The sequence below is a fragment of the Plantibacter auratus genome, assembly GCF_050587365.1.
Classification (GTDB): Bacteria; Actinomycetota; Actinomycetes; order Actinomycetales; family Microbacteriaceae; genus Plantibacter; species Plantibacter auratus.
Genome location: NZ_JBOBFV010000004.1, coordinates 260001 through 285239 on the forward strand (window position 1 = coordinate 260001; position 25239 = coordinate 285239).

Sequence of the window (25239 nt, forward strand, 5' to 3'; positions counted from 1 at the left end):
TGAGCCGATGAAGCGGGCGGAGCGACTCCACGCCCTGTCCGAGGCACTGCGTCGGGGTGGATCGCGAGGAACCTCCGCCGTGCGGTTGGCGAGGGACTTCGGCGTCTCCGTGCGCACCGTGAAGCGGGATCTCCAGGCACTCGAGCGCAGCGGCGCGCCCATCTGGTCACGTCCGGGACCAGGCGGCGGATACGGGTTGGCCGTCGGGGCGACGCTGCCACCGGTCAGCCTGTCCCCGGTGCAGGCGGTGGCGCTCATGTCGGCGGTGTCCGCGGCACCCGACGCCCCGTACGCGGATCTGGCAGCCGCCGGAGTGCAGAAGATCATGGACGTCCTCGACCCCAGGACCCGCGCACGAGCCGACGCGCTGGCCGGTCGGATCTGGATCGATGCGCCCCCGACCGCTTCGCGCGTCGTCCGATCGGCGCTCGAGGAGGCGATGGCCGAGCAGCGGGTCGTCCGCATCCGGTACACCTCGCGGGCCGGGAGCACGACCACGCGCGACGTCGAGCCCGTGCTGTTCGCGTCGACGAACGGTCAGTGGTACCTCGTCGGATGGTGCCGGATGCGCGATGCGATGCGGTGGTTCACGGTCGCGCGCATCGAGCGGGCCAGCGTGACGAAGACGGCGTGCAGTGGCCACACGGTCGCCGAGGTTGGCGAGCCACCGGTGAATGCGACGCCGGTCCACGGCCGGGGACGGTGACCTTCGATCCATTCATAGGAATAGAACCACTTCGCGCGACGCTGTAGCCAGGGTGAAGAAGATCGGGTTCCTGTCCTTCGGACACTGGCAAGACGTTCCGGGCTCCAGCGTGCGCACCGGGCGTGACGCGCTCCTGCAGAGCATCGAGCTCGCGGTCGCGGCGGAGGAGGTCGGTGTCGACGGCGCGTACGTGCGCGTGCACCACTTCGCCCGGCAGCTCGCGTCACCGTTCCCGCTGCTGGCGGCGATGGCGGCGAAGACCTCGACGATCGAACTCGGCACCGGTGTCATCGACATGCGGTACGAGAACCCGCTCTACATGGCCGAGGAGGCGGCGGCCACCGACCTCATCAGCGACGGGCGACTGCAGCTCGGCGTGAGCCGGGGATCACCCGAGACGGCGCTCCGCGGGTCGGAGTCGTTCGGTTACGTGCCGGGCGACGATGAGACCGACGCGGACATCGCCCGCTCGCACACCGAGGTGTTCCGTGCGGCCATCGCGGGCGCGGGTGTGGCTCGCGCCAACCCGCAGATGACGGGGACCAACGGTCTGCTCGCGATCCAGCCGCAGTCCCCGGAGCTCGGTGAGCGCATCTGGTGGGGCGCCGGCTCGCGGTCCACGGCGGTGTGGACGGCGGAGCAGGGCATGAACCTCATGTCGTCGACGCTCCTCACCGAGGACACCGGGGTGCCGTTCGACGAACTGCAGGCCGAGCAGATCCAGATGTTCCGTGACGCCTGGACCGAAGCCGGTCACGAGTGGCAGCCGCGGGTCTCCGTGAGCCGCAGCATCCTGCCGCTCATCGACGACGAGACGCGCCGCTACTTCGGGCTGCGCGCCCAGGCCGACTCGAAGGACCAGGTCGGACACCTCGACGGCGGACTCGCGCGCTTCGGCCGCAGCTTCATCGGCGAGCCCGACGTCATCGCCGCAGAGCTCGCGAAGGACGCAGCCGTGCAGGCCGCCGACACCGTCCTCGTCACCGTCCCGAACCAACTCGGCGTCGAGTTCAACGCGCGCATCCTGGAGTCGATCGTCAAGGACATCAAGCCGGCGCTGGGGTAGCCGCAGGGATCACAACTCCCGCTGATCGCCCGTCTGCAGGTTGACATGCGCTCCAGGCGCTGCCCTCACGGTCGGCGGCGAACCGTCCGCAGGAGTTGTGATCGCCAGACTCAGCCCAACAGCTCGGCGAGCGCCGCGGGCACCTGCCACGTGCCGGCCGCATCGCGTTCGAGCGGGAGCTCAGCCGTGATCGCCGGGCCGGCGGTCGGGAGCGGGGCGATGACGCGCGGCGTCGGAGCCCAGGTGACCTGGAGGCCCGCCGCCTGCAGCTCCTCCACGTCGAGCACGATGAGCACGAGCGGCAGCTGAAGCGACCCGTACACCCGCTCGAGCACCTCGGGCAGTCGGTCAGCGGTCGTCGCGTGGACGAAGCCGGCGTCGACGAACGGCACGGCTCGAGTCGACACCTCGTACTCGCCGAACGGCCGACTGGCCTCCCAATCGTCGACGATCGCGACATGCAGGATCTTCGTCATCTCCACCCTCTCCCTTTAATGAGACGTTACCGTATCATTAGAGCATGGAATCGAGACGTGGTCGCCCGACGGCAGCCGAACGTGACCGACGGCGCGACGCGATCCTCGACGCCGCCATCCGCCGGTTCACCGGGCACGGGTACGGCGGGACGACGATCGAGGCGATCGCCGCCGACGCGGGCGTGACGAAGCGGACGATCTACACCTGGTTCGGCGATCTCGCCGGCATGCTGACGGCGGCGGTCGAACGGCAGCACGGGTATCTCCTCGCGGCAGACGAGCCAGGCTCCGAAGCCGAACCCCTCGAGGACGCGGCGACCCGACTCGTCATCGCGCTGCATTCGGACGTCTCGATCGCGCTGCACCGGCTCGTGATCGCGGAGTCTCCGCGCTTCCCCGAGGTCGCCGCCGGCTTCTACGCCGCCGGCCCGGCCCGCTCGATCGCGTTCCTCGCCGACCACGTCGGCGAGCGGGCGGAACAGCTCTACACCCTGCTCCTCGGCGAACCGCATCGACGCAGGCTGCTCGGCTTGTCCGCTGCACCGACGCCGGATGCAGCACGGGCGCACGCCCGCTCCTGCCTCGCACTGGTCGTCGACAAGTAGCCCACCTGTCGGAGGCCACGCAACCCGGGCCGGCCCCGATTCCGACCGTGTAAGTCGTCTGACACACTGACGATCATGAAGCGCTCCACCATCCCCGCCCTCGCCGTCATCCTCCTCACCCTCGCTGGCTGTTCGGCGGGCACCCCGGGGCAGACCTCGTCGCCCTCCGCGACCACCGCGGCGCCGACGGCCACACCCTCGGCGACCTCCGAGCCCATGAGCGACGCGACCTGCGAAACCGTCCTGACGGACGAGGAGTACGCGAGCCTCGCGGAGGACGGGCTGGTCCTGAACCCCGACATCTTCGTCCTCGACGACACGATGCAGTCGATCATCGACGCCGGCGGCCTCGGTTGCTACTGGACCCGCTCCGGCGGCGACATCCGCGTCTGGTACGCGCAGGGAGCCACGACCAGCGCCGAGTGGGACGCGCAGCAGCAGTCGCTCATCAGTGCCGGGTGGACCGAGATCGACACGCCGGTCGCCGACACAGTCCAGGCTCCCGACGTGAACGACCCCGACTACCTGCCCGTCGTGACCTACCGGGACGGCGTCATCTACTACGCCAGCTACGTGGAGCTGCTCCCCTCGGTGAAGGCCCTCCAGGAGTAGGCACCCGCCGCAGGCTCAGCGGTCGAGCGTGACCACGTCACTCAGGCCCGCGGTCGCGTCTGCGGCCAGAACCCCGTGACGCGCGAAATCGGCCCACATCTGACGCAGGAAGCGGCCACGACGGTCGACCTCGGCCCACGTCGCCGAGCCGATGAGCGCCGTCCGGCTCCACGACCGTTCGGTGCCGAGGAGCAGGGGCAGGTCCGTCACGTGCGACGCCCCGTAGGGACTGCCGGGCGGCGCCCAGCTGAGCTCGTACCGCGTGGCCCGACCGCCGGACGCCCGATGGCGTTCGACGAACTTCCGGGCGTCGCGCGTATAGGTCACGTGGGTGGTCGCGCCGACGAGCGCCCGCCGGATCGGATCACCGACGAGCGGCATCGAGGTCATACGGGCGAAAGCCGGGATGAGCGGCACGTACAGCCGGGTCTCCTCCGTCGTCGAGCCGATGAGCACGTCGATGCGCGAGGCGGCCTCCCGCCAGGCGGCGTCGCGGTCGGCCTCCGCCGGGAGCGGCGCGTGACCGTACTGGGTGCCGAACGCCATGCCGCCACGCAGTCCGAACCGTCGCGCCGCCCGCTCCACCTGCTCTTCGAGCGCGAGTAACTCGACCACCGGGGTGTCCCGCGTCGGGCTGCCGGCCGCCCGCATCATCGCGCTCGCCATCTTCGCCCGACCACTGCTGATGCCGAGCGGCGCGCTCTGGACGATGGCGCGCTGGAAGAGCCCCGCGGTGCCGTCGCTGATCATGAGGTGCGCGATCGCATCGCCGCCCGCCGACTGCCCGAAGAGCGTGACCGACCCCGGATCGCCACCGAACGCAGTGATGTGCTCGTGGACCCACCGGAGCGCGAGGACGAGGTCCAGCAGGCCGAGGTTCGCCGGCAGCGTCTCGCCGTCACCGAGGAAGCCGAGGATCCCGAGCCGGTACGTGACCGACACCACGATGACCCGCTGCTCGACGACCAGGCTGATCGGATCGTAGACGTCGAGGTCGCCGGCGCCAGTGACGTAGGCCCCGCCGTGGATCCACACCATCACCGGCAGCGACTCGTCCGGGCGCATGTCGGCAGGGACCGTGATCGAGAGCGCCTGACAGTCCTCCGAGTCGACCATCCCTTCACCGGCACCCTCGAGGACGGCCTCGAGCACCCGGGAGGAACGCTGCGGTGAGGCCGGCGCCCGCTCGAAGGCCCGGAATGGCACCGGATCGCCGTCGGCGCCGACGGGAAGACCGGTCGGCACCGGCACCTCGAAGCGTCCCGCGCGGGCGTACGGGATACCGCGAGCCCGAATCACCGCCCCGTCGACCCGACCGAGGATCGTGCCGAGGGAGGTCTCGAAGCTGCGTGTGTCACTCATCGCTCCACGGTATCCGCCGCTCCGGTTGAGTTGCCCGGAACCGTGCATATTTACGGTGAAAACGCACCGTTCCGGGCGACTCAGCGCTCGGCCTACGGGATGCGGATGTAGACCGGGTCACCCCAGATCGACAGACGGTGCTGCACGTAGCGACCCCAGTCGGGAGAGTCGTACATGCCGCCCGCGCCGTCGTAGATCGCGATGTGACCTTCCGGCCAGTAGAGCAGGTCACCGGCGACGGCCTCCGACGCCGAGATCTGCACGCCCGACGCGGCCTGCGCACCGGCGCCGCGGGGCAGTGACACACCGAACGCCCCGAAGACGTACTGCACGTAGCCGTCGCAGGCGAAGCTGTCGGACGGGTCGTTGCCGTTGCCATAGGGGACGACGCCGACGAACTGCGCCGCGTAGGCGAGGATCGCCTCGCCGGATCGGGCGACGGCTGGAGCCGCGTAGGTTCGTCCCGCCGAAGCCGACGCGGACGACGAGGAGGCGGCGGATGCACTCGCGGCCGCCTCGGCTGCGGCAGCTGCAGCGGCGGCCGAGGCGGCGTCGACCTCCTCCTGGCTGGTTGCGCCGTAGCCGTCGCGCACGAAGGGCACATCGGCTGCGGTCGACGGCACGGAGTACGACACCGACTGCATCGTCGCTGCAGACGGGATCGCGCCACCGGTCGCCGCATCGACGTCGACGCCCGCTGCGGCCGCCGGCAGTGACACCGACACGAAGAGCCCGGTGGCGAGCGTCATCACGCCGAACGTGGCGAACGGCTTGGCGCGCTTCGCGAACGAGCTCTTGGCGCGTGGGACCGAGCGCCGCTTGGTGGGCACGAGGTCGATGTGACGTCGCTCCTCCTCGGCGGAGGCGGTCCAGCTGGCGTCCTCGAGTCGAGCCGCACGACGGGCGGCTCGTGGGCTGAGGGCCACGTGGCGGCCGCCGGTCCGGGTGGGTGTCGAGGGGGTCACGGCCGGAGTGTTCGGGTCGCGGCGCTCGAGGGCGCGCGCAGGGGTGGTGCTGGTCATGTACGGGGTACCGTCCTGGGTCTCGGTCGCGTCGGGGGCGCGCTCGGTTCATGCTCGGTGGGTGCAGCATCGCCTCGGCAGAGCCGCCCCTCGATGACCGCGGTCGACCGGTTGCCCGATCCGAGGGAGGCGAAACGGCCACCCTACGTGGACGTCCCTGAGAGGATCCTCCGCTTGGCGCGGCCTGTGGAGGACCGATGAAGCACGGATCGCCGATTTGCTAGCATCGTGCTAGCACTCCACTCCCACGAGAGGTGACGACATGCCCACGGTGACCGTCCGGAATCTCGATGAGGACACGAAACGCGGTCTGCAACAGCTCGGCGCCTTGCACGGACGATCGATGGAGGCGGAGATCCGGGCGATCCTCGCTGCGGCCGTCAGGACGACGACGGCTGAGGATCTCCGCGCCGCCTCGGCCGCCGACAGCGACCGACCGGGGCTGGCGGAGCGTATCCATCAGCGCTTCGTCGACCTCCACCTCGACGGTGAACTCGTCATCGAACTGCCCGACCGCACCACGACCACCCGACCGAATCCGTTCGACGATGCCGCGAGCGCCGACGCGGACGACCCGGCCCCGAGGTGATCATCCTCGACACGAACGTCGTCTCCGAACTGTTCAGGCCACGGCCCGACCCCACGGTTGCCCGGTGGCTCGACCGGCAGGACGAGGCCGACCTCCACCTCACCGCGATGACCGCTGCCGAGCTCCTCGAAGGAGCCCTGCGCCTCCCTGCAGGCGCTCGCCGATCGGCGCTCGTCGGGGCCGTGGCGACCGTACTCGACGCCGACTTCGCAGGACGCGTCCTCCCCCTCTCTGCGGAAGCCGCGCTCGACTACGCGGAGCTCATGACGACGCGACGCCGCTCCGGCAACCCCATCGGACCTCAGGATGCGATCATCGCGGCCATCGCGAGATCCTCCGACGCCGCTCTCGCGACGCGGAACACGCGCGACTTCGCCGGTGTCGGCCTCCACCTCATCGACCCGTGGGTCCCCGACCACCTGGCATGACGCAGGGCGGCACCCGCCTCAGGACGGGTCGACGCCGACCGTCGACTGCCGGACGACGAGTTCCGGCTGGAAGACGATCTGCTCGGGCACGCGTCGAGCGCCCGCGTCCGCCTCACGGAGCAGGAGCTCGACGGCGGTGTGGCCGATGAGTGCGCTCGGCTGACGGATCGATGACAGCGGGACGACAGCCGCCGACGCGAAGTCGATGTCGTCGTACCCGATCAGGGCGATGTCGTCCGGCACGCGCACCGAACCGAGCATGCTGAACGCCTGCAGGACCCCCATCGCGAGGAGGTCGTTGGCCGCGAACACCCCGTCGGGCCACTGGTCGCGAGGACGGTTCCGGATGGCCTCGCCCGCGGAACGGCCCTGCAGCACCGTCAACGCGGTGGTCTCCACGACCTCGAGGGTGACCTCGGCACCACCGGCCGCGGCTGCGTCGACCGCCTGACGCGCCCCGGCGAGCCGGTCGACGACCTGCCGGAGCGATGACGGACCACCCACGACCGCGATACGACGCCGACCGAGTCCGATGAGGTGCTCGACCGCGAGCCGCCCGCCCGCGACGTCGTCGACGGCGACCGATGAGAAGCTCGTGTCATCGGTCTGCCGATCGACGAGGACCGTCGGCGTCCCGCGGTCGCGCAGCCGGCTGAGCCGGGTGAGGTCGTCGCCGAGCGGAGTGATGAGGACGCCGGCGACCCGCTGCTCCTCGAAGAGGTCGAGGTAGGCGCGCTCGCGGTCGATGCTCTCGTCGCTGTTTCCGAGCAGGACCGACCACCCCTCCGCATCGGCCCGGTCCTCGGCACCGCGGGCGACGTCGGTGAAGAACGGGTTGCCGACGTCGAGCACGACGAGGCCGACACTGCGGCTGCGGCCGGCCCGGAGCTGACGGGCCGCGTCGTTCCGCACGAAGCCGAGCTCGTCGATCGCCGCGTGGACGCGGTCGACGGTGACGGGCGAGACCTTCTCGGGGCGGTTCAGCACGTTGGAGACGGTCCCGACCGAGACGCCGGCTCTCGCCGCGACGTCCTTCACGCTCGCGCTCACAGCTCCCCTTCGCCTGTCAGACCCGCCAGACGACGCCGGACGGGCTGGCTCATTGTTGCATGCAGCGCCTTCGTGCGCCCGTGCAGCCCGCTGTCACCCGATCGTCTCCGTCCCCAACTCAGGACTCCCCCGGCGCGCCGCACCCACCCCAACCCGACACACCGGGCGACTCCTGAGAACGGGCCATCCACCCGCCGCCGTCCCCAACTCAGGAGTTCCCGGGCGCGGCGGCCCCGCCCGACCCCGACACACCGGGCGACTCCTGAGAACGGGGCGACGATCAGGCGGGATCGACCGGCAGGGCCGACGCGGCGGGCAGGGTGACGACGACCTCGAGACCGTGGCCGGGTCGGTTGTGCAGCACGATCGCCCCACCCGCGTTGCGCGCGATGGCGGCGACGATCGCGAGCCCGAGCCCGGAACCGTGCCCGGAGGACCGCGTCGCGTCCGACCGGCTGAACCGCTCGAGCGCCCGCGGTTCGAAGGCCGGGTCGAGTCCTCCGGCGTTGTCCGACACCCGGAGCGTGAGCTGACCGCCGTCGTCGTCGAGCATCACCGACACCCGGCGCGGAGCGCCCCCGCGCTCGGTGAAGGCCTGCAGCGCGTTCCCCGCGAGGTTGTCGACGACCCGACCGACATCGTCGGCGCGCACGGCGTACACCGCCGCACCCTCCCCCGGCCCGCTCTCAGCGATCGCGCTCACGTACTCGACCTCGATCCCGGCCAGCGCGTCGTCCGACGCGACCCGGAACCGCGCGCGCTCGACCGCCTCGAGCACGTCGGCCTCCAACCTGGCCGCGCTCGTCCGCTCCTCCGGCGTCGCCGCCTCGATGCGGGACAGCTCGAGCAGTGAGGTGACGAGCGCCGACAGCCGCGTCGCACTGCGCTCCGCCCCCTCGATGTCGGCGAGCAGTTGCTCACGCGACGAGTCCTCGAGGCGCGCGAGTTCGAGCTGGGTGCGGAGGATCGCGAGCGGCGTGCGGAGCTCGTGACTCGCGTCGGACACGAGCTGCCGTTCGCGGTCCGCCGAGGCCCGCAGCCGCTCGATCAGGTCGTTGAGGGTGATCGCGAGCTGTGCGATCTCGTCGTCCGCACGGCCGACCGGCAGCACCTCGTCCGTCGACCGTTCGCTGAGGCTCTGCGCGCTCACCCGGAGCCTGGTGACGGGCCGGAGCGACACCGTCGTCAGGATCCACCCGCCGGCCGCCACACCGAGGACGAGGAGCGCGAAGGACCCGACGAGGAGGAGGCGCATCTGGACGAGGACGGTCGTCTCCTCGGCCTCGTCGCGTCCGGCGATGACGTACCAGGTGTCGCCACCGACGGTCACGGGCTGTGACAACAGGATGTACGTGGCGGAACCGGCGTCGACGGTCGTGACGTCCCGCGTCGCGGCGAGCGCCGAAAGTTGCGCGGCGAGCGTCGTCGGCAGGCTGAAGACCGGGATGGAGCCGTCGGGGGCGATGACCGCGATACGGGTGCCGAGGCCGGGCCCCTGGAGCGGGTCGTCGGGTCTCGCCTGCAGCGCGAACACGTATTGTGCGCCGTCACTGCGGAGCGCCTGGACGGTGCCGTCGCGGACGATGCGCTCCAGCTGGGCGTTGATCGCGAGCCCGGCGAAGAGCGACACGACGACGGCGATGAGCAGACTGCCCCCGGCGATCCGCGTGCGGATGCCGTGGTGCCGCGTCGACCGGCGACGGTCCGACGACACGCCCTCAGCTCCCTGCGGCGACGAGCGAGAACCCCACGCCGCGGCTCGTCACGATGCGGACGCCCGCCTCCGCCAGGTCGAGTTTGCGACGGAGGCGGCTGATGTACTGGTCGACGACGTTCGGGTCGATGTTGTCGAAGGTCTCCCAGACCTCCCGCAGCATGGCCGCCCGCGAGACGACGACGCCCGGATCGGTCGCGAGCACCCGGAGGACGTCGAACTCGGTCCCGCTCAGCGGCACGTCGTGGTCACCGACGCGCGCGCGGTGCCGGTGCAGGTCGAGCGTCAACCCACCGACCTCCAAGCGGGGCTGCACGGTGAGCGCGTCCCGCCGCCGGACCGCGCGGATCCGGGCGGCGAGCTCGGCGAAGGCGAACGGCTTGATCATGTAGTCGTCGGCTCCGGCGTCGAGCCCACGGACCCGGTCGTCCACGGCGTCGCGCGCCGTGAGCAGGATCACCGCGAGCGTCGGGTCGAGGCCTTTGAGCTCGCGGCAGACGGCGAATCCGGAGAGCCCGGGGAGCATGACGTCGACCACCGCGACCTGGAAGCCCGCGTCGCCACCGGACACCGGCGCGATCGCCTGCCGCGCGAGGTCCAGCGCGGTCGGGCCGTCGAACGCCGTCGTCACGTCGTGGCCGTCCGACCCGAGACCGCGGGACAGGAGGCCAGCCATCTCGCGTTCGTCATCGACGACGAGGATCCGCACGGTCGTCCTCCTTCGCCATCGAGCATCCACAGCCTAGGCGAGCCGACCGGGGCGCCGTTTCTGAAGGTCCTGTCAGGAACGACCGCTTCGCCTTGCCGCCCGCGATCCGACGGCCATACAGTGCAGGTGCTCCCGACCCTGAATCGATTCACATCCCGCCGGGAGCGAGCCCCTCACCGTGGAGGAACGGACCCTCAATGACGATCGACCATCCAGCGCAACCGGCGCGCACCGAACCTGCCGGGCGCAGCGCCCAGCCGGCGCTCTCCCTCATCGGAGCCGCCAAGACCTTCGGCCCCGTCGTCGCCCTGGCCGACGGCACCATCCAGATCGAGGCCGGCGAGATCCACGCGCTCGTCGGCGAGAACGGCGCCGGGAAGTCCACGCTCGTGAAGATCCTCGCCGGGCTCTACACCCCAGATGCCGGCGACTTCGCCCTCGCCGGGAAGCCCGTCGCCTTCCGCGGTGTCGCCGACAGCAAGGCCGCGGGCATCTCCGTGATCTACCAGGAGCCGACCCTGTTCCCCGACCTCACCGTCGCCGAGAACATCTTCATCGGCCGCCAGCCGAAGAACGGCCTCGGACTCATCAGCACTGGCGCCATGCGGAAGGCCGCCCGCGCCCTGTTCGACCGCCTCGGCGTCCAGATCGACCCCGACCGCGTCGCCGAGGGCCTGTCGATCGCCGACCAGCAGATCATCGAGATCGCGAAGGCCATCTCGCTCGACGCCAAGGTCCTCATCATGGACGAACCGACCGCCGCGCTCTCCGGCGTCGAGGTCGACCGCCTCTTCCAGGTCGCCCGCTCCCTGCGCGACGCGGGCGCCGGCATCATGTTCATCTCCCACCGCTTCGAGGAGGTCTTCGCGCTGTGCGACCGCATCACGGTCATGCGCGACGGCCGCTACATCGCCACGCACGTCACGAACGAGACCTCCGTCGACGCGATCGTCCGGCAGATGGTCGGTCGCGACATCGCCGCCCTCTTCCCCAAGCAGGACGCCGAGATCGGCGACGCGGTCCTCACCGTCGACGGGCTGTCGCGCGCCGGCGTCTTCTCCGACATCTCGTTCACGGTGCGCTCGGGTGAGATCGTCGCCCTCGCGGGACTCGTCGGCGCCGGGCGCACCGAGGTCGCCCGCGCCGTCTTCGGCATCGACCCCTACGACACCGGACGCGTCACGCTCGACGGCAAGCCGGTGAAGGCCGGCGACCCGCAGGCCGCGATCGACGCCGGCATGGGCTTCGTCCCGGAGGACCGTCGCAAGCAGGGTCTCGTGATGGACCTGTCGGTCGCCCGCAACGCGACCCTCACCCTCCGCCACCGGCTCGCGCGGTTCGGGATCATCTCCGGCCGCCGCGAACGCGAGGCGGCCGAGGAGTGGTCGGCCCGCCTCCAGGTGAAGACCGGCTCCCAGGAGTACGCGGTCTCCACCCTCTCCGGCGGCAACCAGCAGAAGGTCGTCCTCGCGAAGTGGCTCGCCACCGAGCCGACCTTCCTCATCGTCGACGAGCCCACCCGCGGCATCGACGTCGGCACGAAGAGCGAGGTGCACCGCCTCATCTCCGAACTCGCCGGCCGCGGCATCGCGATCCTCATGATCTCCTCCGAACTGCCCGAGGTCCTCGGCATGGCCGACCGCGTCCTCGTCATGCACGAGGGCCGGATCACCGCCGAGCTCACCCGCGAAGAAGCGACCCCGGAGACCGTGATGCACGCGGCCACCGGTTCCCTGGAAGGCGCACGATGACCGACACCACCACCAAGCCGGGAGGCGGCGGCCCCGTCACCGTCGCGACCGAGCGCACGACGAACCCGATCGCGTCGATCGTGCGACTCCGGGAGCTCCCGGTCACCGTCGCCCTCGTCGTGCTCGTGCTCGTGACCTACCTCGCGAACCCGCTGTTCCTGTCGGCACAGGGGGTGAAGGACCTCCTCCTCAACGCGACGATCATGATCATCCTCGCCGTCGGTCAGGCGCTCGTCATCATCACCCGCAACGTCGATCTGTCCGTCGGCTCGATCCTGGGGCTCGTGGCCTTCGCGACCGGCACGATGTTCGCGACGATGCCGCAGCTGCCGATCATCGCGGTGTTCGCCATCGCGATGCTACTCGGTGCGGTGCTCGGCGCGATCAACGGTGCGCTCGTCACGATCGCGAAGGTCCCCGCCCTCGTCATCACCCTGGGCACGCTCTACATCTACCGAGGCCTGAACAACGCGTGGGCCGGTGGCACACAGTACTTCGCGGACGACCGACCCGACGCGTTCGGGAACCTGTCCGTCGACACCGTCCTCGGCTTCCCGGTCATCACCCTCATCGCGATCCTCGTCGTGGTCGTCGTCGCCGTCTACATGGCCGGCGCCCGTTCCGGCCGCGACCTCTACGCGATCGGGTCGGACCCCGACGCCGCGAAGCTGTTCGGCATCCCGGTCGGCCGCCGCGTCTTCCTCGCCTTCCTGGCGAACGGCCTGCTCGCCGGACTCGCCGGTGTGCTCTACGCCTCGCGCTTCAACTCGGTCGGCGCGACCACCGGGTCCGGTATGGAGCTCGACGTCGTCGCGGCGGCCGTGGTCGGTGGTGTCGCGATCTTCGGCGGCAGCGGCTCGGTCGCCGGGGCCGCGATCGGCGCGATCCTCCTCACCACCATCACGAGCGCCCTCACCGCCCTGCGCGTCGACAAGTTCTGGCAACAGGCGATCGTGGGCATCCTCATCCTGGCCGCGATCATCATCGACCGCGTCGCCAGCCTCCGTACGGCCAAGAAACTGCGAATGAGCGAGGCACGCGATGTCTGATCTGAAGACCCCGGCAGCCCCGAAGGCTCCGTTCACCAAGGGCTCCGGCCCGCTCGGCACCGACACCACCGGCGTGCTCGTGGCCGAACCGAAGGGCCGCACCGGTGCCTCGCGCATCCTCCTCGGTCGCGACGCGATCATGATCTACGCGCTGCTCGTCGTCGTCATCGGCGCCTGCCTGCTCATCCCGCGGTTCGCCTCCCCCGTCACCGTGGGCTTCCTCCTCCTCGACGTCATACCGATCCTCCTCATCGCGATGCCGATGACGCTCGTCATCATCACGGGCGAGATCGACCTGTCCGTCGCAAGCACCGCGGGCCTCACCAGCGCCGTCATCGGTGTGCTGTGGGCCGGCGGCGGGATGGACATCGGGGTCGTCCTCCTCATCGGGCTGCTCGTCGGAGTCGTCGCCGGCGCGTTCAACGGCTTCCTCATCGCGGTGGTCGGACTCCCGTCGCTCGCCGTGACGATCGGCACGCTCGCGCTGTTCCGCGGCCTCGCGCTCGTCGTCATCGGCGACAACGCGGTCGCCAACTTCCCGCCCGAGCTCACCGCGTTCTTCACGTCGAAGATCGGCTCGACCGGCATCCCCGTGGTCATGATCGGGGTCCTCGTCGTCGTGCTCGCCTTCGGGGTCGTCCTGCACCTGACCCCCTTCGGCCGCGGGCTGTACGCGCTCGGGTACAGCACGGAGGCCGCGAGCTTCGTCGGCATCAAGGTCGCCCGCTCGAAGTTCTGGCTCTACGTCGCGACCGGCGGTGTCTCCGCCCTCGCGGGGGTGTTCTGGACGCTCCGCTACTCGAGCGCCCGCAGCGACAACGCCTCCGGGCTCGAACTCGCCGTCATCGCGGCCGTGCTCCTCGGCGGCGTCTCGATCTTCGGCGGCAAGGGGTCCATCCCGGGTGTCGTCGCGGGTGTGCTGCTCATCGGCACCATCAACTACGCGCTCCGACTCGGCCGCGTCTCCGATGTCGTCCTCATCATCGTGACCGGGACCCTGCTGATCGCCTCGGTGGTCGGCCCCAGTATCTTCGAATCCGTCAAGCAGTGGAACCACCACCGACGGATCCGACGCAGCCTGCCCCAGCACTGATCTCCCGATCGGCGCAGCCCTCGGGGCACCCCACGCCACAGCACCAGGCGTATCCAGAAAGGAACAGACAATGCAGTCGATTCGAAACCGCGCAGCAGGCCGTTCGGCCCGTCGCGCAGCGGCCCTCATCGCCGCAGCAGCCTCCCTCGCACTCATCGCGACGGGGTGCGCCACCGGCGACTCCGCGGGATCAGGTGGTGGCGGCGGTGCCGCGGAGAGCATCACCTTCATCCCCAAGCAGCTCAACAACCCGTACACGGACGTCGTGCTCGGCGGCGGCAAGGACGGCGCGAAGGCGGCCGGCTTCAGCGCCACCGAGGTCGTCGGCCCGCTCGAGGCGAGCGCGTCCAGCCAGGTGTCGTTCATCAACGCCGAGACCCAGGCCGGCACGAACGTCATCGTCATCGCGGCGAACGACCCCGACGCCGTCTGCCCCGCCCTCAAGGAGGCCCGTGACGGCGGCGCGAAGATCGTCGCGTTCGACTCCGACACCAGCAAGGACTGCCGCGACGTCTTCATCTCCCAGGTCGTCGCCAAGGACGTCGCCCTGATCCAGACGAAGCTCATCTCGGAGCAGATCGGCGGCTCGGGCGAGATCGCGATCCTCTCGGCCACGGCCAACGCGACGAACCAGAACGAGTGGATCAAGTACATGGAGGAGGAGCTCGCCTCCAACCCGGACTACAAGGACATCAAGCTCGTCGCCAAGGTCTACGGTGACGACGACGACACGAAGTCGTTCCAGGAGGCCCAGGGCCTGCTCCAGGCGCACCCGAACCTCAAGGGCATCATCTCGCCCACGACGGTCGGCATCGCCGCGACCGCCCGCTACCTCTCCACCTCGGAGTACAAGGGCAAGGTCGCACTGACCGGCCTCGGCCTCCCGAACGAGATGCGTCCGTTCGTGAAGGACGGCACCGTCACCGCGTTCGCGCTGTGGGACCCGGCTCAGCTCGGCTACGTCGCAGCGTTCGCCGGCAAGGCACTGGCGGAGGGCACGATCACCGGCAAGGAGGGCGACACCTTCGAGGCCGGCGACCTCGGTGAGCGCGAGGTCGGCGCCGACGGCACCGTCATCGTCGGCCCGCCGACCACCTTCGACGCGTCGAACATCGACAAGTACGACTTCTGATCCGTTCACAATTCAGGACCGCCTCGGCGCGTCGCTCTCGGAATCTCGATTCCGTGGGCGACGCGCCGTTCGCGTCCTGAATTGTGAACGACGGCCGGGGTGTGGTCAGGAGCGATCTGTGCCGAGGCTGGGACCGTCGTCGGCGTCGGGATCGGCGCGCTTCATCTCCAGCTCGAGCTTGCGGATACGCTCGGCGTCCTCGGCGGCCTGGATCTCGCGCTCGAGGGCGGCGAGCTGCTCCTCCGTGCTGCTGACGGCGCGGTCGGGCTGCGACGGCGAGGGCGTCGCGGTCGACGAGGACCCTCGACCCGAACCCCACGAGCCGGACGTCCGCGACTGCTTCCGGCCCCGGCGTTCGGGGAGCTTGATCCGGCTCGTCGACCAGTCCTTGCCGAGCAGGAACCACAGGGCGACGCCGATGAGCGGGATGAAGACGATGAGCAGCACCCACACGATCTTGGGCAGGTTGCGCACGACGGGCTCGGGCTGCCCCACCACGTCGATGAGCGCGATGATCGTGAGGACGATGAGCAGCAACGACAACACGAACATGTCGTCAATCCTAGGCAGACCACCGGTGGGTTCGGCCAGGATGGTCGGATGAAGACCATCCCCCTGCCCCAGACCGACCTGACCGCGTCCAGCATCGTCCTCGGCCTCATGCGGATCGAGGCCCTCGACGACGAGGCCATCCGCACCCTGTTCCACACCGCACGCGACGCCGGCGTCACCGTGTTCGACCACGCCGACATCTACGGCTCGGAGCGTCACGGGTGCGAGCGTCGCTTCGGCGACGCCGTCACCCTCACCGCCGCCGAGCGCGAGCAGGTGCTCATCCAGTCGAAGGTCGGCATCCGCAAGGGCTTCTTCGACTTCTCGGAGGAGCACATCCTCCGCACCGTCGACGAGTCCCTCGCCGCCCTGAAGACGGACTACCTCGACCTCCTGCTCCTGCACCGCCCCGACAGCCTCGTCGAGCCGGAAGAGGTCGCGTCGGCGTTCGACACCCTGCAGGCCTCGGGCAAGGTCCGGAACTTCGGCGTCTCGAACCACACGCCGGCGCAGGTCGAGCTGCTGAAGGGCTCCGTCGAGCAGCCGCTCATCGTCAACCAGGTGCAGCTGAGCATCACCCACGCCCCGATCATCGCGTCGGGCGTCGCCGCGAACATGGCCGGCCTCGACCAGTCGATCGACCGCGACAACGGGATGCTCGACTACAGCCGCCTGACCGGCATGACCCTGCAGGCCTGGTCGCCGTTCCAGGCCGGCTTCTTCACGGGCGTCTTCATCGGCGACCGCGAGCACTACGCGGAGCTGAACGACGTGCTCGACGAGCTCGCAGCCGCACACGGCGTGACGCCCTCCGGTATCGCGACCGCGTGGATCACCCGTCACCCCGCGAACATCCAGGTCGTGCTCGGCACCACCAAGCCGTCGCGCGTCCAGGAAGCTGCCGCAGGTTCCGACGTGACGCTGTCGCGCGAGGAGTGGTACCGCCTCTTCACCGCCGCGGGCCACACCCTCCCGTAGCGGTCGCCTCCGTCCCGTTCTCAGGACTTCCGCGGCGTGTCGGGCGGAGATCGCCCCACCACACCGAAGGAGTCCTGAGAACGGGACGAGGGTCGCGCCGGGTACGCTCGGAGTGGAATCGGAGGGCAGCATGGCGAAGCACGACATCGGGTTCGCCGCCGTCGCCAGACTCGCCGGCGTCTCGAACGCGACCGTCTCCAACACGCTCAACCGCCCCGAGATCGTCGCCCCCGCCACCCGCGAGCGCGTGCTCGCCGCGATCGAGGAACTCGACTTCGTCCCCAACCGTGCCGCCGCCACCCTGCGGCAGGGCACCAACCGCCTCATCGGTCTCGTCATCCCCGACATCGCGAACCCGTTCTACTCGGCGATCGCCCGCGGGGTCACCGAGGCCGCGGCCGAACACGGCTACACGGTCGCGCTCTGCGTGAGCCACGACGACCCCGACCTCGAACTCCGACACTTCGAGATGCTCGCGGAGCACCGGGCGGCCGGTGCGCTCGTCGCTCCGCTGACGGCCGACGCCTCCCGACTGGCCCAGCTGCGACGGGTGGGTAGCCGCCTCGTGCTCATGGACCGCACCGCCCCCGAGGGCACCGGCTGCTCCGTCGCGATCGACGACGTGCACGGCGGGGAGCTGGCGGTCACCCACCTGCTCGCCAGTCCCACCCCGGCGCCCGACGGGTCGATCGTGCTCGTGAACGGCGACCTGGCGATCCCGCAGTGCGCCGACCGACGCGAGGGTGCCCGGAACGCGTTCATCGCGGCCGGCCTCGACCCCGACGACCTCCGCGAGGTCACCGTGGACGAGATGACCGTCGACTCGGGGCGTATCGCGGGCCGTCGGATCGCGGCAGAGACACCGCGTCCGACCGGCGTGTTCTGCACGAACGACCAGCTCGCGCTCGGCGTCATCAGGGGGCTGAACGACGGTGGTCTGGCGGTGCCCGACGAGGTGGCCGTGATCGGCTACGGCGATCTCGCGCTCGCGGCCGACGGGCGGGTGCCGCTCACCACGGTCGAGCAGCCGAAGGACGAACTCGGGCGTATGGCCGTCGAGATCCTCCTGGCCGAGCTGGGCGCCGACCGCGCGGCGCACGAGCACGTCACCCGGACGCTCGAGCCGCATCTCGTCGTCCGCGAGTCTGCTCCCCTGCCTGCCTGAGCAGCGGCGAGGCTGGACGCGGCGGTGACGCCCGGGTACAGTCGTCACCAGGATTTAATCGATTAAATACTCCCGTACCCGCACCCACCCAAGGATCGACGATGACCCACACTGCAGCAGCCGCCCACCCGCTCCTCACCCCGAAGGCACGGCGGAAGCCCCGCATCGGCCTCGTCGCCGGCGGTCTCGGCACCTACTGGCCGCAGTTCCCGGAGTTGCTCCCCCAGCTCCAGGCATCGGCCCGGTACGTCTCGGAACGCTTCCAGCAGATGGACGCCGAGGTCGTCGACGTCGGCTTCATCTCGGACGCGCAGGAGGGCGACGCCGCGGCGGAACAGCTCCGACAGGGCGACTGCGACCTCATCGTCCTGTTCCTCACCACCTACCTCACCTCCTCGATGGTCCTGCCGATCGCCCAGCGTGCGAACACCCCGGTCCTCGTCATCGACCTGCAGCCGACCGAGCGGATGGACCACGCGAGTTTCGACACCGGCGCCTGGCTCGCCTACTGCGGGCAGTGCCCGGTGCCCGAGGTCGGCAACGTCTTCCGTCGCGCGGGCATCCCGTTCCGCTCGGTGTCGGGCTGGCTGCGTCAGGAGTCGGCGTGGGACCGCATCTCGCAGTGGATCCGGGCGGCGCACGTCCGCGCAGCCCTCCGCCACGCACGCCACGGCCTCATGGGGCACGTCTACCCCGGCATGCTCGACGTCTCCACCGACCTCACCCTGCTGCCGACCACCTTCGGTTCGCACGTCGAGGTCCTGGAGTTCGACGACCTCCGCGTCCTCGTCGACGAGGTGACCGACGCCGAGGTCGCCGACCGCATGGCCCTCGCCAGGGAGATCTTCACCCTCGACGACACGGTGATCGAGGACGACTTCGCGTGGGGTGCGAAGGTGTCGGTCGGCCTCGACCGGCTCGTCGACGAGTTCGCACTCGACAGCCTCGCCTACTACCACCGCGGTCGCGACGGCGAACAGCACGAGCGACTCGGCGCCGGGATGATCCTCGGCGCGTCCCTCCTCACCGCTCGCGGCATCCCCACGACCGGCGAGTACGAGCTGCGGACCACGGTCGCACAGCTCGCGACCCAGGTCGTCGGCGCCGGTGGGTCGTTCTGCGAGATCCAGGCGCTGGACTTCGAGGACGAGGTCGTCGAGATGGGGCACGACGGTCCGGCGCACCTCGCCGTCAGCTCCCGCGACCCGCTGCTGCGCGGGCTCGGGGTCTACCACGGCAAGCGCGGCTGGGGTGTGAGCGTCGAGTTCGACGTGCGGCACGGGCCGGTCACGCTGCTGGGGTTGGGGCAGGACCGCGACGGCTCGCTCGCCTTCGTCGCGTCGGAGGGCGAGGTCGTCCCCGGCCCGCTGCTCGCGATCGGCAACACGACGAGCCGTGTCGACTTCGGGCGTGACCCGGGTGTCTGGGTGGACGAGTGGAGCGCGACCGGTATCGGTCACCACTGGTCGCTGTCGCTTGGACACCGGGCGGCGGACTACCGGGCTGCGGCGAGCCTGCTGGGGATCGACTTCCGCCAGGTGTGAGGCACCCGTCGGTCACTGAGCCGGCCGGCCCCTGAGCCGACCCTGGTCCCTGAGCCGAACCAGGTCCCTGAGCCTGTCGACGGGCAGTCGCGACCGGACGGATCAGAGCACTGCGCGAAGACGCTCCACCGCGGGCTCCACCACGGCGATCGGCGTCGGCCGCTGCAACCCGTCCAGGGCGACGGCCAGCCGACGGGTCGCGCGATCGACATCGCCACCACCCGCACCGAGCTCGCGGATCGGGGCGAGCAGAGCCGCCCGTCGCAACCAGGGCTCGTCCTGCATCCAGCGGTCGAGGACGGTCTCGGCTTTGGCTCGGGCCGTCCCGTCGAGGCGTTCCAGGAGCGGTCCGATGACGTCGGTGGCCAGTGGGTCGGCGAGCTCGGGCACCCGACCGGCGCGGACAAATCCTTCGATCCTCGTCAGATCGGTGTGCTTGAGCACCGGAACGCTCGACTGCAGGAGGACGATCGCGGCGAGCCGGCGCTCGAAGACCGGGACGGCCCACAGCTCCGAGGCGAGGGCTGCCAGCTCGTCGTGCTCCAGTCCGCGGAACTTCCGGAGGGCGTCGCGCACCGTGCCGCGCACGGCCCCGACCGAGGAACCGTAGGACCGGAGCCCGTCGCCGAGCCGCTCGGCGACGTCCGCTGCGCGGTAGCCGTCGCCCTCGTATTGGAGCGCCGCGTCGATGAACTCCCCCGCAGCACTCATCCCACCATTCTCACCCCTGGCGCCGGGTACGGTGGAGCGATGACCGTCGTGATCGTGGGACTCGGACAGCTCGGCTCGGACGTCGCCGGGAGGCTCTTGGCCCGAGGCGAGGACGTCGTCGGCGTGAAGCGCACGGCACCCGAGTCGACCCCGGCACCCGAGTCGACCCCGGTCCCCGAGCTCGTCGAGGGGCGCTTCACCCTCCAGCTCCGCGACGTCACGACCTCCGCCCCCGACCTTCCTGCGGACACGACGGCGATCGTGGTGGCCCTTGCGCCGCGGGCGCGCTCGGTCGAGGCCTATGACACCCTCTACCGCGACGGTGTCGGGCATATCGTGAGCGCGGTCGCCGCACTCCCCGGCACCCCGCCGCGCATCCTGTTCGTGTCGTCGACCGCGGTGTGGGGCGAGGACGGCGGGGAGACGATCGACGACACCACGCCGGCCGTCCCGACCACCGGCACCGCACGCGCCCTGCTCGCCGCGGAGGAGGCCGTCCTCGCCGCCGTGCCCGAGGCGAGCGCCATCCGCTTCGGCGGCCTCTACGGTCCGACGTCCACGATGTTCGTCGACCAGGTCCGCGACGGCCGTGTCACCCGGCCCTCCGGCTGGACCAATCGCATCCATCGTGACGACGCCGCTGCCGTGATCGTGCACTTGCTCGACCTGCCGGCGGCATCGCTCCCGCCGGTCGTGGCTGGCATCGACGAGGAGCCGGTCCTGCTGTCGACGGTCGCCGACTTCCTCGCCGATCGACTCGGCGTCGCTCACCCGACGCTCGACGACGCCGGTCGCACCCCGGAAGAACCGCACCGCGGCAAGCGCATCACGGCGGTCGCCCTCCGCGACACCGGATTCACCTACCGCTATCCCACCTACCGCGAGGGCTACTCGGCGCAGCTCCCCTGATCGGACGACCGGAGCGGATCATGGCTGCTTCGTCACCTCGGCCATCGCCCGTCGCCCGGACGGTACGAGCACGGCGACGGCGAGCACCACGAAGGTGAGCACACCGGCGACGACGAGGAGCAGTTCGACGGACACGACGTCGGCGAGCGGTCCGAACACGATCATCCCGAGGGGCATCGACACCGCCATGACGATGCCGACGAAGCCGAACACGCGACCCTGCCGCTCCGGTTGGACGCGCTCCTGCAGCAGGGTCATCGACGTCGTCGAGAAGAACGGCACAGCGATCCCGAGCAGGAACATGAAGCCGAAGAAGACCCAGAGGTTGGTCGAGAGTCCGAGCCCGATGGACAGCGCCCCGAACACCACCGAGGACCCGACGATGAGGAGCACGCGGTTCTTGGTGCCGCCCCAGATCGCGATGATCGCTCCGCCGCCGACCATGCCGACGCTGAAGGCGAGTTCGTTCACGGTGAGCATCCAGACCTCGTCGCCGAAGGTGCGGGCGATCATGAGCGGCGTGAGGTAGGACGGCGCGACGACCAGCAGGAACACGATCGCGAAGAGGATGAGCAGCCAGCGCACGAAGCCGTGGCGCCAGACGTAGCGCACGCCCTCGGTGAGGTCGGCGAAGTAGCCGGGGCGCTCGCCCGACCGCACGAGCGTCCGCACCGGTACGAGCAGCAGCAGCCCGATCCCGATGGCGGCCGTGACGACGTCGACGATGAAGATCGCGACGAGCGACGCACTTGCGTACAGCGCGCCGGCCGCAGCCGGGGCGACGAGCATCATGGCCGACTGGATGGATCCGTTGATGCCGTTGACCCGCATGAGCTTGTCGGTCGGCGTGATCTGCGGGATGAGCGCGGAGACGGCCGGCATCTGGATGCCCGCGCCGACCGAGCGGATCGCGAGCGTGAGGAAGATGAGCCAGAGGTCGGCGGCGCCGTTGATGAGGAAGATCGCGAGTGCGAGGGTCGTGATGGCGATCGAGCCGTCGGCCGCGATGATGAGCAGTTTGCGGTTCATGCGGTCGGCCCACACCCCGCCGAAGATCGACACGATCGCCTGCGGCAGGAACCCCGCGACGGCGGCGAACGCGAGCACGACTCCGGACTTCGTCTCGAGCGTGAGGTGCCACATGATCGCGTACTGCACGAGCATCGAGCCGAACAGCGAGACCGTCTGGCCGGACAGGAACACGGCGACGTCGCGACGCCAGCGCGGGCTCTCCGAGGCGACGGTCGTCTCCTCCGAACTGTCGGAACCGTCGATCGTGGGTGCATCGGGTGGCGCGTCATCGGCAGCCATGCGACCCACGCTAGGGAGTTCGCTCCAGGGTGTCCAGGGGCATCTGACGGCGGTACCGCTCCCCGCTCTCACAACCTGAGAGCTGGAATGAGACCCCGCTCAGCTTCCGAACGCGAGTCAGGCGCGGCCGCCTGGTTCGGGGTTGTACGGATCGAGCTGGTCGGCGTACGGCCGGTAGATCGCTCCGAAGCTCGCGAAGTACGGCTGCTCGACGGTGCCGCCAAGGTAGCAGTTAGCCGTGCCTGACTCCGCCAGGTCAGGAGTCGTCACGAGATTCGTGAAGTCGACGAGGACGAAGTACAGTCCGTCGTCACGAGCGATCACCGTGGAGTCTTCGATGGAACGGTACACAAACTGGTCCGGGGTTCCGCCCTGGGCCGTCGCATAGGTGTCTGCGACGGTCCGCGTGCAGATCTCGTAGGCGGTCTGGGCCGTCAGCGCCGTCGACTGGTCGACCGGAGGAGGCGACACCGCAGGCTCGACGGGCTCGTCACTCGCAGCCGCAGACGGCGACGGCGAAGGCGACGTGGACGTGGACGCAGAAGGCGATACAGACGGCGAGGGCGAAGGCTCCGCCTGAGTGCAACCGGTTAGCAGGAGGCCTGCCGCGATGAATGGAACTGGCAGCAGCGTGAATCTCATATCGTCCCCCGAATTCGTCCTCACCACGCTAGCAGGGACCATCCCGCCGAGACCGCCGGAGACACAGGAGAGGCGGAGATTGACCCGCCAGCGCCGTCACGGCTAGCCTGAATAGCAGTGGTGAATCGATTCAGATTTCCCGAACCGAAAGGTACGCCTCGATGACGAGTGCCCGACCCCTGCACCGCGTGTGCTTCCAGCTCCAGGTCAAACCCGAACGCCTTGCGGAGTACCGCGAACGCCATGCCGCCGTCTGGCCGGACATGCTGCAGGCCCTCGCCGACACGGGCTGGCACAACTACTCGCTCTTCGTCCGCGACGACGGCCTCCTCATCGGGTACTTCGAGACGGAATCGCTCGAGGCAGCCCAGGCCGGCATGGCCGAGACCGAGGTCAACGCGCGCTGGCAGGCCGAGATGGGTGAGTTCTTCGTCGACCTCGACCTCCCGCCGGACCAGGGCTTCCTCCAGCTCACCGAGGTGTTCCACCTCGAGGACCAGCTCGCGGCCCTCCACGAGTAGCGGCGTTGAAACGATTCACGTATGCTGCAAGCAGCGCCGTGACGCGCCCCAGACCACCGGAACCCGCACAGAGAAGTGACCATGACCAGTTTCGACACCATCACCCCGCTGCTCGAGAAGCAGGCCATCGAACTCCCCTCCTGGGCGTTCGGCAACTCCGGCACCCGCTTCAAGGTGTTCACGACGCCCGGCACCCCGCGGACGCCGGAGGAGAAGATCGCCGACGCCGCCAAGGTGCACGAGTTCACGGCCCTCGCGCCGAAGGTCGCACTCCACATCCCGTGGGACCTCGTGGACGACTTCAGCGCACTCCGTCGCTACGCCGAGGACCACGGCGTCGCGCTCGGCACGATCAACTCGAACACCTTCCAGGATGAGGACTACAAGTTCGGCAGCCTGACCCACAGCAACCCGGTGATCCGTCAGAAGGCGATCGACCACCACTTCGCCTGCATCGACGTCATGCACGCGACCGGCTCGCAGGACCTCAAGATCTGGCTCGCCGACGGCAGCAACTACCCGGGCCAGCAGGACATCCGCGGACGGCAGGACCGCCTGGCCGACTCGCTCCAGCAGATCTACGCCCGCCTCGGCGAGGAGCAGCGACTCGTGCTCGAGTACAAGTTCTTCGAGCCGGCGTTCTATCACACCGACGTCCCCGACTGGGGAACATCCTACGCCCAGGTGGCCCAGCTCGGCGACCAGGCCCTCGTCTGCCTCGACACCGGCCACCACGCGCCTGGCACGAACATCGAGTTCATCGTCGCCCAGCTCCTGCGCCTCGGGAAGCTCGGCTCGTTCGACTTCAACTCGCGCTTCTACGCCGACGACGACCTCATCGTGGGTGCAGCCGACCCGTTCCAGCTGTTCCGGATCCTCTACGAGGTCGTCCGCGGCGGCGGCCTCGACGACGACTCGCCGGTCGCGTTCATGCTCGACCAGTGCCACAACGTGGAGGACAAGATCCCCGGTCAGATCCGCTCGGTGCTGAACGTGCAGGAGATGACCGCGCGCGCACTGCTCGTCGACCGCGACGCACTGACCGCGGCGCAGGAGGCCGGTGACGTCCTCGGCGCGAACGGCATCCTCATGGACGCGTTCTACACCGACGTCCGCGGACCGCTCGCCGCCTGGCGCGAGAGCCGCGGCCTGCCGGCCGACCCGTTCGGCGCCTACCTGGCCTCGGGCTACCAGCAGCAGATCGCCGAGGAGCGCGTCGGCGGGACCCAGGCGAGCTGGGGCGCGTAAGCGAGAAGGCCGAGCCCCTCGACAGGCTCAGGGACCGGATATCGGTCACTGAGCCAGCTCCGGTCACTGAGCCAGCTCCGGTCACTGAGCCAGCCCCGGTCACTGAGCCAGCTCCGGCCACTGAGCCAGCCCCGGCCACTGAGCCAGCTCCGGTCACTGAGCTTGTCGAAGTGCACACGAGCACACCCGCCCTTCGACAGGCTCAGGGACCGGGGTAGCAGCCACTGAGCCAGCCCCGGTCACTGAGCTTGTCGAAGTGCACACGAGCACACCCACTCTTCGACAGGCTCACGG

The 25239-nt window shown here is 69.9% G+C and carries 26 protein-coding genes; 16 read left to right on the forward strand and 10 right to left on the reverse strand.

The genetic code is table 11. The features are described from left to right. Positions 1-7: 7 nt before the first annotated feature. Both ACQ3HE_RS16395 and ACQ3HE_RS16400 read left to right on the forward strand, forming a co-directional pair. On the forward strand, positions 8-706 hold the full coding sequence (locus ACQ3HE_RS16395; protein WP_430893485.1) for a helix-turn-helix transcriptional regulator: 699 nt from the start codon (positions 8-10) through the stop codon (positions 704-706). 52 nt (positions 707-758) lie between these two features. Continuing rightward, complete coding sequence (locus ACQ3HE_RS16400; RefSeq protein ID WP_430893486.1) at positions 759-1772, forward strand: LLM class flavin-dependent oxidoreductase; 1014 nt, start codon at positions 759-761, stop codon at positions 1770-1772. Positions 1773-1882: 110 nt separating this feature from the next. Here ACQ3HE_RS16400 and ACQ3HE_RS16405 read toward each other — a convergent pair whose 3' ends face one another. Further along, positions 1883-2248 (reverse strand): DUF952 domain-containing protein, encoded by a 366-nt coding sequence (locus tag ACQ3HE_RS16405; protein WP_430893487.1) that lies wholly within the window; start codon positions 2246-2248, stop codon positions 1883-1885. A 44-nt stretch (positions 2249-2292) separates the two neighbouring features. Between ACQ3HE_RS16405 and ACQ3HE_RS16410 the strand changes: the two genes are divergently transcribed. Both ACQ3HE_RS16410 and ACQ3HE_RS16415 read left to right on the forward strand, forming a co-directional pair. After that, entirely contained in the window at positions 2293-2853 is a 561-nt protein-coding gene (locus tag ACQ3HE_RS16410) for a TetR/AcrR family transcriptional regulator (protein ID WP_430893488.1), read from the forward strand. A 75-nt stretch (positions 2854-2928) separates the two neighbouring features. After that, positions 2929-3465, forward strand: a complete 537-nt coding sequence (locus ACQ3HE_RS16415) for a hypothetical protein (RefSeq protein ID WP_430893489.1) — start codon at positions 2929-2931, stop codon at positions 3463-3465. A 15-nt stretch (positions 3466-3480) separates the two neighbouring features. On the opposite strand, the gene ACQ3HE_RS16420 is transcribed toward ACQ3HE_RS16415, so the two are convergent. Together ACQ3HE_RS16420 and ACQ3HE_RS16425 are read right to left on the reverse strand one after the other, a co-directional pair. Then, the gene (locus ACQ3HE_RS16420; protein WP_430893490.1) at positions 3481-4827 is read right to left on the reverse strand and encodes a carboxylesterase family protein; all 1347 of its coding nucleotides are present in this window, start codon (positions 4825-4827) and stop codon (positions 3481-3483) included. Between the two features lie 92 nt (positions 4828-4919). Beyond that, positions 4920-5849, reverse strand: a complete 930-nt coding sequence (locus ACQ3HE_RS16425; protein ID WP_430893491.1) for a C40 family peptidase — start codon at positions 5847-5849, stop codon at positions 4920-4922. A gap of 262 nt (positions 5850-6111) precedes the next feature. Here ACQ3HE_RS16425 and ACQ3HE_RS16430 point away from each other — a divergent pair, with 262 nt between their 5' ends. Beyond that, on the forward strand, positions 6112-6438 hold the full coding sequence (locus tag ACQ3HE_RS16430; protein ID WP_426738810.1) for a FitA-like ribbon-helix-helix domain-containing protein: 327 nt from the start codon (positions 6112-6114) through the stop codon (positions 6436-6438). Beyond that, a complete protein-coding gene (locus tag ACQ3HE_RS16435) occupies positions 6435-6866 on the forward strand; it encodes a type II toxin-antitoxin system VapC family toxin (RefSeq protein ID WP_430893492.1) in 432 nt (143 codons plus the stop codon). Before ACQ3HE_RS16430 ends, ACQ3HE_RS16435 begins: the two co-directional genes overlap by 4 nt. Before the next feature lie 18 nt (positions 6867-6884). On the opposite strand, the gene ACQ3HE_RS16440 is transcribed toward ACQ3HE_RS16435, so the two are convergent. The 3 genes from ACQ3HE_RS16440 to ACQ3HE_RS16450 form a co-directional block, all read right to left on the reverse strand. Further along, on the reverse strand, positions 6885-7916 hold the full coding sequence (locus ACQ3HE_RS16440; protein ID WP_430893493.1) for a LacI family DNA-binding transcriptional regulator: 1032 nt from the start codon (positions 7914-7916) through the stop codon (positions 6885-6887). A 280-nt stretch (positions 7917-8196) separates the two neighbouring features. Next, the gene (locus ACQ3HE_RS16445; protein WP_430893494.1) at positions 8197-9630 is read right to left on the reverse strand and encodes a sensor histidine kinase; all 1434 of its coding nucleotides are present in this window, start codon (positions 9628-9630) and stop codon (positions 8197-8199) included. A gap of 4 nt (positions 9631-9634) precedes the next feature. Further along, positions 9635-10339 carry a response regulator transcription factor gene (locus tag ACQ3HE_RS16450; protein ID WP_430893495.1) on the reverse strand — a complete coding sequence of 235 codons (705 nt, stop codon included), beginning with the start codon at positions 10337-10339 and terminating at the stop codon, positions 9635-9637. Positions 10340-10536: 197 nt separating this feature from the next. Here ACQ3HE_RS16450 and ACQ3HE_RS16455 point away from each other — a divergent pair, with 197 nt between their 5' ends. The 4 genes from ACQ3HE_RS16455 to rhaS all read left to right on the forward strand — a co-directional run bounded on the left by ACQ3HE_RS16455 (position 10537) and on the right by rhaS (position 15364). Next, positions 10537-12090 carry a sugar ABC transporter ATP-binding protein gene (locus ACQ3HE_RS16455; protein ID WP_430893496.1) on the forward strand — a complete coding sequence of 518 codons (1554 nt, stop codon included), beginning with the start codon at positions 10537-10539 and terminating at the stop codon, positions 12088-12090. Beyond that, positions 12087-13139 (forward strand): ABC transporter permease, encoded by a 1053-nt coding sequence (locus tag ACQ3HE_RS16460; protein WP_079706409.1) that lies wholly within the window; start codon positions 12087-12089, stop codon positions 13137-13139. The genes ACQ3HE_RS16455 and ACQ3HE_RS16460 overlap by 4 nt, the downstream gene beginning before the upstream one ends. Then, positions 13132-14232 (forward strand): ABC transporter permease, encoded by a 1101-nt coding sequence (locus tag ACQ3HE_RS16465; protein ID WP_430893497.1) that lies wholly within the window; start codon positions 13132-13134, stop codon positions 14230-14232. The genes ACQ3HE_RS16460 and ACQ3HE_RS16465 overlap by 8 nt, the downstream gene beginning before the upstream one ends. A gap of 70 nt (positions 14233-14302) precedes the next feature. Next, complete coding sequence (rhaS, locus tag ACQ3HE_RS16470) at positions 14303-15364, forward strand: rhamnose ABC transporter substrate-binding protein (protein WP_085514253.1); 1062 nt, start codon at positions 14303-14305, stop codon at positions 15362-15364. 105 nt (positions 15365-15469) lie between these two features. Here the strand turns inward: rhaS and ACQ3HE_RS16475 are convergent, their stop codons facing one another. Beyond that, positions 15470-15916, reverse strand: coding sequence for a PLD nuclease N-terminal domain-containing protein (locus ACQ3HE_RS16475; RefSeq protein WP_430893498.1), 447 nt, complete (start codon positions 15914-15916; stop codon positions 15470-15472). A gap of 48 nt (positions 15917-15964) precedes the next feature. Between ACQ3HE_RS16475 and ACQ3HE_RS16480 the strand changes: the two genes are divergently transcribed. From ACQ3HE_RS16480 to ACQ3HE_RS16490, 3 genes are all read left to right on the forward strand, one after another. After that, entirely contained in the window at positions 15965-16894 is a 930-nt protein-coding gene (locus ACQ3HE_RS16480; RefSeq protein WP_430893499.1) for an aldo/keto reductase, read from the forward strand. 130 nt (positions 16895-17024) lie between these two features. Beyond that, positions 17025-18059 carry a LacI family DNA-binding transcriptional regulator gene (locus tag ACQ3HE_RS16485; RefSeq protein ID WP_430893500.1) on the forward strand — a complete coding sequence of 345 codons (1035 nt, stop codon included), beginning with the start codon at positions 17025-17027 and terminating at the stop codon, positions 18057-18059. 101 nt (positions 18060-18160) lie between these two features. Then, on the forward strand, positions 18161-19603 hold the full coding sequence (locus ACQ3HE_RS16490; protein WP_430893501.1) for an arabinose isomerase: 1443 nt from the start codon (positions 18161-18163) through the stop codon (positions 19601-19603). A 102-nt stretch (positions 19604-19705) separates the two neighbouring features. On the opposite strand, the gene ACQ3HE_RS16495 is transcribed toward ACQ3HE_RS16490, so the two are convergent. Next, complete coding sequence (locus tag ACQ3HE_RS16495) at positions 19706-20314, reverse strand: DNA alkylation repair protein (protein ID WP_430893502.1); 609 nt, start codon at positions 20312-20314, stop codon at positions 19706-19708. 39 nt (positions 20315-20353) lie between these two features. Here ACQ3HE_RS16495 and ACQ3HE_RS16500 point away from each other — a divergent pair, with 39 nt between their 5' ends. Further along, the gene (locus ACQ3HE_RS16500) at positions 20354-21223 is read left to right on the forward strand and encodes an NAD-dependent epimerase/dehydratase family protein (protein ID WP_430893503.1); all 870 of its coding nucleotides are present in this window, start codon (positions 20354-20356) and stop codon (positions 21221-21223) included. A gap of 18 nt (positions 21224-21241) precedes the next feature. On the opposite strand, the gene ACQ3HE_RS16505 is transcribed toward ACQ3HE_RS16500, so the two are convergent. Further along, positions 21242-22534 carry an MFS transporter gene (locus ACQ3HE_RS16505; protein ID WP_430893504.1) on the reverse strand — a complete coding sequence of 431 codons (1293 nt, stop codon included), beginning with the start codon at positions 22532-22534 and terminating at the stop codon, positions 21242-21244. A 117-nt stretch (positions 22535-22651) separates the two neighbouring features. Then, complete coding sequence (locus tag ACQ3HE_RS16510) at positions 22652-23005, reverse strand: hypothetical protein (protein WP_201299327.1); 354 nt, start codon at positions 23003-23005, stop codon at positions 22652-22654. Between the two features lie 332 nt (positions 23006-23337). Between ACQ3HE_RS16510 and ACQ3HE_RS16515 the strand changes: the two genes are divergently transcribed. Together ACQ3HE_RS16515 and rhaI are read left to right on the forward strand one after the other, a co-directional pair. Next, positions 23338-23697, forward strand: coding sequence for an L-rhamnose mutarotase (locus ACQ3HE_RS16515; RefSeq protein WP_201299328.1), 360 nt, complete (start codon positions 23338-23340; stop codon positions 23695-23697). An 81-nt stretch (positions 23698-23778) separates the two neighbouring features. Beyond that, positions 23779-24945 carry an L-rhamnose isomerase gene (rhaI, locus tag ACQ3HE_RS16520; protein ID WP_201299329.1) on the forward strand — a complete coding sequence of 389 codons (1167 nt, stop codon included), beginning with the start codon at positions 23779-23781 and terminating at the stop codon, positions 24943-24945. Positions 24946-25239: the final 294 nt, after the last annotated feature.